Genomic DNA, 11,382 nt, shown 5'->3' with positions numbered 1-11,382 from the left:
GGTCAGATCGGCATTTCCGAACTGACCTGCTTGCGAGGCATGGTTATTCGGGCTTGTCGTCCGGATGACCGAGTTCGCAGAACCAGCCGCCGAGATATTTCACCGACGGCCTCCTTGGGTCGGGAATTGGCGTCTTCGCCTCGACGGCGGCCCGGAACGGCTCGGCGCTGTCCTGCGGGATAAATCCGAGATGATCGGCGCCGCTGTTGTCGACCATCTTCAGCTTGTTGTTGGATAGGCCGAACGAGATGGTGTGGCCGACGCGCGGCGCTGTCAGCGATGCCTCGACCAGGCGCACGCAGTCGGCGAAGGAAAGATACGACCACAGCATGCGCCGGTCGGCCGGCTCGGGGAACGACGAGAAGATGCGCAGGCACACCGTCTCGATGCCGAACTTGTCCCAATAAAGCCGGCTGAGGCTTTCGACGAAATTTTTCGACACGCCATAAAGACTGTCCGGGCGCACCGGCGCGTCGACGCCGATGTGCGCCTCGATTTCGTGATAGCCGATGGCATGTACCGAGGAGGCGTAGACGACGCGCTTCACGCCGTGTTTCCGCGCGCCTTCATAGATGTGGTAGGAGCCGCGAATGCTGGAATCGAGGATGGTCTGCCACTCGCATTCGAGCGGCGCGCCGCCGAAATGCACGATCGCATCGCAGTCCTTGGTGGCCGCGATGGTCGCCTCCATGTCGGCAAGATCGAAGACGGCTTCTTCTTCATGAGGCGCAAGATCGCTGAACGGCCCGCGGCCCGCCAGGCGGATCTTGCTTGCCAGCGGCACCAGTCCCTTGCGCAATTGCGAGCCGAGCCGGCCAGCGGCGCCGGTGATCAATATACGTTCGTAGTGCGGCATCGTTTACTCCACTTGCGCGACGGCGGCATTGATCCGCGAGATCGCCTCGGCCAGCACCCCTTCGCCGGTCGCCGTCGAGATGCGGAAATAGGGTGACAGTCCATAGGCGAAACCCGGCACCGACGCCACGCGTCCTTCGTTGAGAAGATAGTTGGCCACGGCCGCGTCATCCTCCAGGACGAGGCCCTTGGGCGTCTTGCGGCCGATCAGGCTGGCGCAGCCGATATAGGCGTAGAAGGCGCCCTCCGGCGGCGACAACGTCAGTCCGTTTATCTTCCTGATGCCGTCCACTACCAGGTTGCGGCGCGCCTCGAAGGCCTGCCGGAAGCGCGCGACTTCATCCTGCGGCCCGTTGAGGGCGGCGACGGTCGCGGCTTGTGCGATCGAGCACACCGAGGTGCAGGACTGGCTCTGGATCGTCGACATCGCCTTGATGAGTGGCGCGGGGCCGGCTGCGTAGCCGACGCGCCAGCCGGTCATGGCGTAGGACTTCGAGACGCCGTTGACGATCAGGGTGCGGTCCTTGAGCTCGGGGCAGGCCTTGCCGAAGGAGACGAATTCGCGTCCGTCGAAGAGGATGTGCTCGTAGATCTCGTCGGAAAGGACCAGCACCTGCGGGTGTTTTGCCAGGACCGCGCCCAGCGCCTTGAGATCGGACGCGGAATAGACCGCGCCAGACGGGTTGCCGGGCATGTTGAGGAAAAGCCACTTTGTCCTTGACGTGATTGCCTTTTCCAGCAGCGCCGGCGTCAGCCGGAAACCTGTGGTCTCCGGGCATTCGACGACGACGGGCGTGCCGCCGAGCAGCTTCACCATTTCGGGATAGGAGACGAAATAGGGCGCCGGCAGGATCGCCTCGTCGCCTGGCTCCAGCGTCGCGATCAGGGCGTTGAAGATGATCTGCTTGGCGCCGTTGGCGACGACGATGTCGTCGGCCGTGTAGTCCAGCCCGTTCTCACGGCGGAACTTGCCGGCCACGGCTTCGCGCACTTCGATGGTGCCAGCGGCAGCGGTGTAGAGCGTCTGTCCTGCTTTCGCCGCGAAATGGGCGGCATCGATGATGTGAAGCGGGGTCGGGAAATCGGGTTCGCCCAACCCGAGGTCGATCACGTCCACACCCTTGGCGCGCAGCGCCTTGGCGGCCTGCGAAGCCGCCATGGAAGCCGAAGGCTTCACCGCCGAGAGGCGCGAGGCAACGTAACTCATTGGTCGTTCTCCGAGATGTAACCCTTGGATCGGTCGTTGACCCGCGCGGCGGCACTGCGCTTGGCCGGATCGCCATAGCCGCCGCCGCCCGGCAGTTCGAGGATCAGCCGCCGCCCGCCGGGGACGTGCTGCCAGCCCTTGGGGCGCATCTTTGTGCCGTCGTCGAGCTTGACCACGCCGGCGACGCCAGGCTCGCCGCCATTGCGCCCGCGCGGGGGATGGTTCACTCGGTCGAACATGGCGGAGAAGTCGAACTCGTGGCCGTCGGTCGCGGCGATCTCGATGATCTGACCCAGGCCGCCGCGGAACTCGCCGTCGCCGCCGGAATTCGGCCGCAGCTCTTTGCGCCAGATCACGATCGGACCGGTATGCTCCGTCGCCTCGATCGGCATCGTATGGACACCGGACGGGAAGGCCGTCGCCGACAGCCCATCGAGCTCAGGCCGCGCGCCCATGCCGCCGGAGTTGAACATCAGCACTTCGGCGCGGCGGCCGGACGCGCCGGCGACGGGCCGCGCCGAAATGTGGATGTTCCACAGCGCGCCGGCGCCTTCGGCGAGGATCTTTCCGGGCAACGCCTTGGAGAACGCGCCAAGTACCAGATCGGGCACCATGTGGCCGAAGATGTGCCTCAACGCCACCGGGGCCGGCCGCACGGCATTCAGGATGTTGACCGGCGACGACACGGTGAAGAAGGCGAGCGAGGCGGCATTGTTCGGGATGTCGGGCGCCACCATGCATTTCAGCGCATAGCAGGCATAGGCCTTGCTGTAGATGATCGGGCAGTTGATGCCCCAGCGGCTCATCGGGTCGGTGCCGGTGAAGTCGACCTCGACATGGTCCTGGCGGACCGACACCGTGGCCGCGAGTTTCACCGGCTCGTCGTAGCCGTCGGTCACCAGCTCGTTCGACCAGCTTCCCTTGGGCAGCGCCTCGATGCGTTCCAGCATGGCGTCGCGGGTGCGCGAGAAGATGAAATCGCCTAACCCATCCAGCGAGGTCAGGCCGATCTCCTTCATCATGTCGACGAGGCGCCGGTGCCCGACCTCGTTGCAGGCAGCGAGCGAATAGAAATCGCCGACCACCTGGTTGGGCTCGCGGACATTGGCGCGCAGGATCCTGACCAGATCGAGATTGACCTTGCCCTTTTCCGCGAACTTCATAATCGGGATCTGGATGCCTTCCTCGTAGACCGACTTGCCGTCGGCGCCGAAGCCGCGCCCGCCGACATCGACGACATGTGCCGTGCAGGCGAAGAAGGCGACGAGCTCGCCGTTGAGGAAGGACGGGGACACCATGGTGATGTCGTGCAGGTGGCCGGTGCCCTGCCAGGGATCGTTGGTGACGTAGGTGTCGCCTTCGAACATCTGGTCGCGCGGGATTTCGTGCATGAAATGCAGCACCGCCTCGGCCATGGTGTTGACGTGGCCCGGCGTGCCGGTGACTGCCTGCGCAAGCATCTGGCCGCGCGGGTCGAACACGCCAGCCGACAGGTCGCCGGATTCGCGCACCGAAGTCGAGAAGGCGGTGCGCAGCAGGGTGAGCGCCTGCTCCTCGACCACCGAGATCAATCGGTTCCACATGACCTGCATGCGGATTTCGCCAATATCGCTCATGCCTGGCTGCCTTTGCGGATCAGTAGGATCGCGCCGTCGCTCTGGATGACGGCGTCGAAGCTGGTGGTGACGACGGTGGAAGTTTCGCGCTCGACGATGACCGCGGGGCCCGCGATCCGATCGCCGGGGCGGAGCGAGTCGCGCTCGACGATGCCGTAGCTGCGCGGTGCGCCGCTGACCGGATCGAACACCTCGCGGGTCGTTTTGAGTTCGCTCGTTGTCTTGCCAGTTGTGAGCTCGTGCCTGGCGACGGCGGGACGAACATCCGTCGCCTTGACCGACCAGGTGACGATCTCGATTTCCAGTCCGTCGAGCCCCTCGATGGCGCGGCCGAAGAAGCGCTGGTAATTCTCCTCGAACAACGCCTTGAGTTCTGCAACGGCATCGTCTCCGAACGGCTCGTCTGCCACCGGCACGGGGATTTCCCAGCCCTGGCCGGCATAGCGCATGAAGGCGGTGATTTCGCAGACGATCCTGCCGCTGGCGCCGCCGCGCACAAAACCCTCGGCGGAGGCCTTGAGATCGGCGAGCAGGGCATTCACTTCGGCAGGCTGGAACCGCGACAGGCGCGTCAGCTTCGAGGCCAGCGCCTCGTAGCCGAACGGCGCCTTGAGGAAGCCGATCGCCGAGCCGACGCCGGCGCCGCGCGGAACGATGCACTGGTCGATGCCGAGCTTTTCGCACAGTCTCGCCGCGTGAAGCGGGGCGGCGCCGCCGAAGGCGATCATCAGATTGTCGGATATGTTCTTGCCGTTCTCGACAGCATGGACGCGGGCAGCATTGGCCATGTTCTCGTCCACTACCTCGCAGATTCCGAAGGCCGTCGACATGGCATCGAGCGACAGCCGCTCGCCGACATCGCGCAGAATCGCCTGCTCGGACGCAGTGCTGTCCAGCTTGATCGCCCCGCCGGCGAAATTGTCGGGGTCGAGCTTGCCGAGCACGAGATCGGCATCCGTGATCGCCGGACGCTTGCCGCCGCGCCCGTAGCAGGCCGGCCCCGGCTCCGAGCCGGCACTCTCCGGCCCGGTCTGGATACGGCCCATGGCGTCGACCCAGGCGATGGAACCGCCGCCGGCGCCGATCTCGATCATCTCGATAACCGGGATGGAGATCGGCATGCCCGAGCCCTTCGAGAAGCGGTAGGTGCGCGCCACTTCGAAGGTTCTCGCCGTGCGCGGCGCATAGTCCTCGATCAGGCAGATTTTGGCGGTGGTTCCGCCCATGTCGTAGGAGACGACCTTCTCAAGACCAAAGCGCCTGGCGATGTCTGCGGCGAAGATCGCGCCGCCCGCCGGGCCGGATTCGACCAGCCGGACCGGAAATTCCGAAGCGGTCTCCACCGAGATCAGGCCGCCGCCGGAATGGATCATGAAGACGGGGCAATCGGCGCCCATGTCCTTCAGGCGCGTCTGCAGGCGGGCGAGATAGTCGGCCATCTGCGGCCGCACATAGGCGTTGGCGCAGACCGTGTTGAAGCGTTCGAACTCACGCATCTGCGGCGAGACTTCGGCGCTGATCGAGATCGGGATGCCGAGTTTTCTGGCGAGGATCTCGCGCGCCCGGCGCTCGTGGTCGGGGTTGGCATAGGCATGGATGAAGCCGATCGCCACCGAGCCGAAACCACCCGCCGCAATGCGGTCGGCGATGTCCTCCAGAGCGGCTTCGTCGAGCGGCTGCAGCTCTTGGCCTTCCGCGCCGATGCGGCCCTTGACGGTGAAGCGATCCTCGCGCGGAATCAGCGGCGTCGGCAGCTGCAGGTTCAGATCATACTGCTCGAAGCGGTTTTCCGTTCGCATCTCGATCACGTCGCGGAACCCTTCCGTCGTGACCAGCGCGGTCTTCGCGCCACGGCGCTCAATCAGCGCGTTGGTGGCGAGTGTCGTGCCGTGGATGATGATGCCGATCTCGGACGGCGAAATTCCGGCGTCGCGAATGACGATGGCGATGCCGTCGAGGATCGCCTGCTCGGGAGCCGCATAGTTGGTCAGCACCTTGGTCGAAAACATCGTCCCTCGGACATCAAGGGCGATGTCGGTGAAGGTGCCGCCGATGTCCGCGCCGAGACGGATGTCGTCAGTTCTGGAGGTCATGACTTGGCCTTCTGGGAAGCGAGCGCGGCGTCGCGCATCTGAGAGAGGGTCTGCCGGGGCGTTATCGCTTCGGGCGAGATGGCGATGTCGAGGACGGCGCCGGTCGTCGAGCTAAGCGCCCGCTCGAACGCCGCCGCGAAATCCCCCGTGGATTCGACCCGCTCGGCGTGAAAGCCATAGGCCTTCGCCAGCGCCACGAAGTCGGGATTCTCGAGCGAGGTTCCGGAGACGCGAGCCGGATAGTTGCGCTCCTGATGGGCACGGATGGTGCCGTAGATGCCATTGTTGACGATCAGCACGATCGGCTGCGCGCCGGCCTGCATGGCGGTTCCGAGTTCCTGGCAGTTCATCTGGAAATCGCCGTCACCGGCAAAGCAGACCACGGTGCGTTGCGGGTATGCGACCTTGGCCGCGATCGCGGCCGGCAGGCCATAGCCCATGGCGCCGGATTGCGGCGCAAGCAGGCGCGCTTGCGGTCCAAACTTGAAGAACTTGTTCGGCCACACGGTGAAATTGCCGGCGCCGTTGGCAAGGATGACGTCGGCCGGGAGATTCTCGCGCAGCCAGGTGCTGACCGCGACCATGTCGACCGGGCCGGGCTGCACGGGCGCAGCGAACGCGCCTTCATAGGCCTTGCGTGCCGTCGTGCGCCAGTCGGCCCAAGAACCCTTGATCGGGGTGAGCGCCTTGGCGAAGGCGTTCGGACCGGCATGGATACCGATCGTGGGCACATAGATCTTGCCGATCTCGCGATCGGAGCCGTGCACGTGGATCAGCTTCTGGCGCGGTACGGGAACTTCGAGCAGGGTGTAGCCGTCGGTCGTCATCTCGCCGAAGCGGACATTGACGGCGAGGATCACGTCCGCATCGCGGATCAGGTTTTTCACATGCGGCACCATCCCGACGCCGGCCTCGCCGACAAACACCGGCGAATGGTTGTCGAACTGGTCCTGATACCGGAAGGCTGTCACGACCGGGATATCGGAGGCCTCAGCGAAAGCCTGAAGCGCCGCGCGTCCGTCAGCCGTCCAGTTGGTGCCGCCCATCAGCAGCACCGGATTTTCGGCGGCGGCAAGCATCTTCAATACCGACGCAATTGCCTCCTGTGCCGGCGCCGCTTCGAAGACAGACGCCGGTCCGCCGAGCGGCGCGGCTCCGGTCATGGCCGTCAGCATGTCTTCCGGCAGCGCGACCACTACGGGGCCGGGCCGTCCGGTCAAAGCGGTGGTCCAGGCCCGCGCCACGATTTCGGGAAGACGATCGACGTCATCGATCTCGACCGCCCATTTTGCGACGGTTCCATACACCGCCCGGTAGTCTATTTCCTGGAAGGCTTCGCGGCCTTTCATGTCGGTGCCGACCTGGCCGACGAAGAGGATCATCGGCGAACTGTCTTGCATGGCGGTGTGCACGCCGATGCTGGCATTGGTCACGCCCGGGCCGCGCGTCACAAAGCTGATGCCCGGCGTGCCCGTCAGCTTGCCGTAGGCGGAAGCCATGAAAGCCGCACCGCCCTCATTGCGGCAGAGCACGTAGTCCAGCTTTCCGCGCGTGTCGTGCAGCGCGTCGAGAACGGCGAGATAGCTTTCGCCGGGAACGCCGAAGCTCTTGGTCGCGCCAAGCGAGATCAGGCACTCGACAAGAAGGCGACCCCCATTGCGGACCATGCTTCGGCATCCTCTTACGCTGGTGGCAAGCAGACGGAGCCTGCCTTTCGAACTTATACCTGCACTCTGGCGGGCCGACGCGAAATCAAGAAATGCGGTCCATTCGAAAGTTTTTCTTTATTCTGCAATTCGAACCAGGACGCCGGGATTCATCGTGCCCTGCGGGTCGAACGCGCCCTTCAGCCGCGCCATGAGCTCCCGCTCCACGGAGCTGCGATTCCGCTCGGCCATGGCGATCTTGGCGCGCCCAAGCCCATGTTCCGCCGCGAAGCTGCCCCCCATCTCGGTAGCGAGCGCAGCCAGCGCCTCGGCAAATTGTCCCGCCTTGCCGTCGAAATCGGCGCGGCCTTCCGGCGGTGACAGATTGTAGTGGATGTTGCCGTCGCCGAGATGCCCGAACGGGTTGATCCGCACGCCGGGCAGGATGTCGTCGCAAATCCCGGCGCCGGTCTCGATGAAGCGGGCGATGGCGCCGGGCGGCACCGAGATGTCGTGCTTCAATTGTTCGCCTTCCAGCCGCTGCCCCTCGGGTTGTTCCTCGCGCAGCCGCCAGAATTGCGCCCGCTGCGCGCCCGAATTGGCCAGCGCGCCATCCACGACCAGACCTTCCTCCATACCCCATTCCAGCGCCGAAGCGAGGATCTCGTCCAGCGGAACGCGCGCCGAACCTGACGCCAGTTCGACGAGCAGGTAGACGTCGCCTCGTGTTTCCAGCTGGTAGGCGAGATCAGGCAGATGCTTGAGCGCCAGCGTCAGGCCGACATCGGAGAAGAATTCGAGCCCGGCAAGGAACTCGCCGGTCTCGCCGCGCAGATAGGTGCCGAAGGAAACGGCCGCGGCGAAGTCGGACATTACCAGAAGCGCGCTCGCCTGTTGTTTTGGGGTGGGATAGAGCCTGAGGACAGCGCGCGTGACGATGCCGAGCGTGCCTTCGGCACCGCAGAACAGCTTGCGCAGCTGATAGCCGGCATTGTCCTTCTGCACCGCGCGAAGGCCGTCCCACATCGCGCCGTCCGGGGTCACGATTTCGAGGCCGAGCACAAGGTCCTGCATCATGCCATAGCGAAACGCCTGGCTGCCGCCGGCATTGGTGCCGATCAGGCCGCCGATCCTGGCGCTGCCTTCGGCGCCGAGATGCATCGGGAACATCAGGCCATGCGGCTCCAGCACGTCGTGCAACGCGGCGAGCACAACGCCCGCGTCAACCGCAATCGACCCGCTCTCCGGATCCGGTTCGCCTATTGCCGTCATGCGCGAAAGCGAGACGATCACCGCGCTCGCCCGATCGGCGACGGCGCCGCCGCATAGGCCGGTGTTTCCGCCTTGCGGAATCACGGCCAAGCCCGCCATCCGGCATGCCTTGACGACTGCCGCAACTTCGGCCGTGTTTGCGGGCCTGGCAACGCCCAAAGGCGCGACGCCATAGCGGTTCAGCCAGTCGCGCTGATAATGCTCGGCGTCGGTGCCCGAAAGCCAGCCTTTCGGTCCGAGAATCTCGCGCAAAGCGGTCACGGGGTCGGTCATTGCGATACCTGCGATGTGTGGCACGCCGCGTATAGACAGCAGCGGCGCCTAGCTTAATGACCCAGCACCTGCGACAGGAATTGCCGGGTGCGCTCGTTCCGGCAAGAGGTGAAGAACTGCTCCGGCGGCGCCTCCTCGACGATTTCGCCGCTGTCCATGAAAATGACGCGGTCGGCGACGCGGCGCGCGAAGCCCATCTCGTGCGTGACACAGATCATCGTCATGCCGTCTGAAGCAAGGCTCACCATGACGTCCAGCACTTCGGCGATCATTTCCGGGTCGAGCGCCGACGTCAGCTCATCGAACAGCATGACCTGCGGCTGCATGCAAAGGGCGCGCGCAATCGCCACACGCTGCTGCTGGCCGCCGGAGAGCTGTCCGGGAAACTTCATCGCCTGCTCGGGAATGCGGACCTTCTCCAAATAGCGCCGGGCGGTCGCCTCGGCCTCGGCGCGCGGTCGCTTGCGCACGATCATCGGTGCGATCATGCAGTTCTCCAGCACGGTCATGTGCGGGAACAGGTTGAAGTGCTGGAACACCATGCCGACTTCGCGCCTGATCCCGTCAATGTTGCCGACATCGTCGTTGAGCTCGGTGCCGAGCACGGTGATGCGCCCGCCATTGTGCTGCTCGAGCCGATTGACGCAGCGGATCATGGTCGACTTGCCGGAGCCCGAGGGGCCGCAGACGACGATCTTTTCTCCGCGCTTCACGGAAAGGTTTATGTTCCGCAGCGCGTGGAAAGAGCCGTAGTATTTGTCCAGGTTCTGGATATGAACCGCGGCTCCGGATGACTGCATCGAATTCACTTTGTGCGCCTCCCTACCGTTCGCCGACCGACATGCGGCGCTCGAGGAAAGCACCGTAGCGGGACAGGCTGAAGACGAAGACGAAATAGATCAACGCAATGAAGGCATAGACCTCGACATAGGCGAAGCGCCATTCGCCGGTGCCGTAGGCGGCATTGCCGGAGGCGAGGATCTCGAAGAAACCGACGATAACCACCAGCGAGGTTTCCTTGAACGAGATGACGAACTGGTTGATCGTCGCCGGCAGCGCGTTGCGCATGGCCTGCGGCAGGAGGATGCGGCCGATGCGCTGCCAGTAGCTCATGCCGAGCGCCATGGCGGCTTCCTCCTGGCCCTTCGGAACGCCCTGTATGCCGCCGCGCACGATCTCGGCCTGATAGGCCGAGAAGAACAGGGCCGAGCCGAGAATGACCCTATACAGCTTGTCGCCTGCCATCCATTGCGGCAGCGCGAAGGGCAGCACGACGGCAAAGGTGAAGAGAATAGAGATCAGCGGCAGCGAGCGCACTCCGTCGATGATCAGGCCCGTGGTCCTGGATATCCAGGGCAGCTCCGAGCGGCGCAAGAGAGCCAGGCAGATCGCCAGCGGGAAGCCGATCAGGCAGGTGGTGACGAAGATGAAAAGGGTGAGCGCCAGCCCGCCCCAGGCTTCCTCGCCGACATAGGGAAGGCCGAACACGCCGCCTTTCATCAGCACATAGTAGAGCGCCGATCCGGCGCCCCAGACGAGCGCGATGCGGCTGCCGGTCCAAAAGGCCGGAATGCAGCTCAGCACGGTCATGACCACGACGGCCACACAGGCCAAGGCCGAGCGCCATTGCTCCTCGAAGGGATAGAGGCCGAAAAGGATGATGCGCCACCTGGCGGCAATGACCGACCAGCAGGCTCCTGCCGCCGCCTGGCAGGCCTCGGGCCCGCCGCTGGTGGTGAACACCGCTGAGAACACCGCCCAGTTCAGCAGCTTCCAGAGGACAAAAGCCATGATCGTCAGGGATATCAGCGACAACAGCGCCTGCAGCGGCGTGGCGAAGAAACGGCGCCTCACGTCTTCGAGCTTGCCAGGGGCAGGGGGAGCGACAATTACCATCTCCATCACTCACCCCCTCAACTGATTGCCCTTGAGGGCAATGGTTTTGTTGATGCGGTTGAACACGGCGGCCAGGCTGAGATTGATCGCCAGGAACCCTGCCATCAGGATACCGATCGCTTCCAGCGTCTGGCCGGAGTGGTTGATGGTCAGCGCCACGATCATGAAGAAGTCGGTGAAGCCCACCGCAATGCCCATTGTCGTCGCCTTCATCAGCCAGACATACTGGTTCGCGAGGATCGGCAGCATGGCACGCAGCGCCAGCGGCAGCCGCACCAGCGTGAACACGCGCCAGGGGCTCAGCCCCAGCGAAAGTGCGGCCTCCATCTGGCCCTTCCCGACGGCCTTGAAGCCGCCACGCACGATCTCGGCGATATAGGAGCCGCCATAGATGGCGATCGCGATGGCCAAAGCGGAAAATTCGGGAGGGATGCGCAGGCCACCCTTGAGATTGAGGCCTTGCAGGGCAGGGAAGTCGAGCAGCGGCAGGTCCGGCAGGCGGCCCAGCGCAAGGACAATGACTG

Annotated in this window: 9 protein-coding genes; all 9 read right to left on the bottom strand. The window is 64.6% G+C overall.

The window, feature by feature from the left end; translation table 11 throughout:
* Positions 1 to 43: 43 nt before the first annotated feature.
* Positions 44 to 856, bottom strand: coding sequence for an NAD(P)-dependent oxidoreductase (locus tag EOA49_RS11340; RefSeq protein WP_095802273.1), 813 nt, complete (start codon positions 854 to 856; stop codon positions 44 to 46).
* Between the two features lie 3 nt (positions 857 to 859).
* Positions 860 to 2,062 carry a pyridoxal phosphate-dependent aminotransferase gene (locus tag EOA49_RS11335; RefSeq protein WP_127239877.1) on the bottom strand — a complete coding sequence of 401 codons (1,203 nt, stop codon included), beginning with the start codon at positions 2,060 to 2,062 and terminating at the stop codon, positions 860 to 862.
* The gene (locus EOA49_RS11330; RefSeq protein WP_127239878.1) at positions 2,059 to 3,678 is read right to left on the bottom strand and encodes a hydantoinase B/oxoprolinase family protein; all 1,620 of its coding nucleotides are present in this window, start codon (positions 3,676 to 3,678) and stop codon (positions 2,059 to 2,061) included. Before EOA49_RS11330 ends, EOA49_RS11335 begins: the two co-directional genes overlap by 4 nt.
* Positions 3,675 to 5,771: a hydantoinase/oxoprolinase family protein gene (locus tag EOA49_RS11325; protein ID WP_127239879.1), complete on the bottom strand. Its 2,097-nt coding sequence runs from the start codon at positions 5,769 to 5,771 to the stop codon at positions 3,675 to 3,677. Before EOA49_RS11325 ends, EOA49_RS11330 begins: the two co-directional genes overlap by 4 nt.
* Positions 5,768 to 7,438 carry a thiamine pyrophosphate-binding protein gene (locus EOA49_RS11320; RefSeq protein WP_127239880.1) on the bottom strand — a complete coding sequence of 557 codons (1,671 nt, stop codon included), beginning with the start codon at positions 7,436 to 7,438 and terminating at the stop codon, positions 5,768 to 5,770. The genes EOA49_RS11325 and EOA49_RS11320 overlap by 4 nt, the downstream gene beginning before the upstream one ends.
* A 117-nt stretch (positions 7,439 to 7,555) precedes the next feature.
* The gene (locus tag EOA49_RS11315) at positions 7,556 to 8,962 is read right to left on the bottom strand and encodes an FAD-binding oxidoreductase (RefSeq protein WP_127239881.1); all 1,407 of its coding nucleotides are present in this window, start codon (positions 8,960 to 8,962) and stop codon (positions 7,556 to 7,558) included.
* Between the two features lie 53 nt (positions 8,963 to 9,015).
* Positions 9,016 to 9,762 (bottom strand): amino acid ABC transporter ATP-binding protein, encoded by a 747-nt coding sequence (locus EOA49_RS11310; RefSeq protein WP_127239885.1) that lies wholly within the window; start codon positions 9,760 to 9,762, stop codon positions 9,016 to 9,018.
* A 22-nt stretch (positions 9,763 to 9,784) separates the two neighbouring features.
* Positions 9,785 to 10,864 carry an amino acid ABC transporter permease gene (locus EOA49_RS11305; protein ID WP_127239882.1) on the bottom strand — a complete coding sequence of 360 codons (1,080 nt, stop codon included), beginning with the start codon at positions 10,862 to 10,864 and terminating at the stop codon, positions 9,785 to 9,787.
* Between the two features lie 3 nt (positions 10,865 to 10,867).
* Positions 10,868 to 11,382, bottom strand: a 515-nt coding sequence (locus EOA49_RS11300; protein ID WP_127243155.1) for an ABC transporter permease subunit, incomplete at its 5' end; no start/stop codon positions are given.

Origin of the sequence: Mesorhizobium sp. M1A.F.Ca.IN.020.04.1.1, assembly GCF_003997315.1 — a bacterium.
In the GTDB taxonomy this organism is placed as follows: domain Bacteria; phylum Pseudomonadota; class Alphaproteobacteria; order Rhizobiales; family Rhizobiaceae; genus Mesorhizobium.
The sequence above is the reverse complement of the archived record's forward strand: the minus strand, read 5'-3'. Positions and strand labels throughout refer to the sequence as shown.

Bases quoted from the DNA above. Each gene is read 5' to 3' on its own strand.
- EOA49_RS11340 (WP_095802273.1), bottom strand. From the start codon at position 856: ATGCCGCACTACGAACGTATATTGATCACCGGCGCCGCTGGCCGGCTC.
- EOA49_RS11335 (WP_127239877.1), bottom strand. From the start codon at position 2,062: ATGAGTTACGTTGCCTCGCGCCTCTCGGCGGTGAAGCCTTCGGCTTCC.
- EOA49_RS11330 (WP_127239878.1), bottom strand. From the start codon at position 3,678: ATGAGCGATATTGGCGAAATCCGCATGCAGGTCATGTGGAACCGATTG.
- EOA49_RS11325 (WP_127239879.1), bottom strand. From the start codon at position 5,771: ATGACCTCCAGAACTGACGACATCCGTCTCGGCGCGGACATCGGCGGC.
- EOA49_RS11320 (WP_127239880.1), bottom strand. From the start codon at position 7,438: ATGGTCCGCAATGGGGGTCGCCTTCTTGTCGAGTGCCTGATCTCGCTT.
- EOA49_RS11315 (WP_127239881.1), bottom strand. From the start codon at position 8,962: ATGACCGACCCCGTGACCGCTTTGCGCGAGATTCTCGGACCGAAAGGC.
- EOA49_RS11310 (WP_127239885.1), bottom strand. From the start codon at position 9,762: ATGCAGTCATCCGGAGCCGCGGTTCATATCCAGAACCTGGACAAATAC.
- EOA49_RS11305 (WP_127239882.1), bottom strand. From the start codon at position 10,864: ATGGAGATGGTAATTGTCGCTCCCCCTGCCCCTGGCAAGCTCGAAGAC.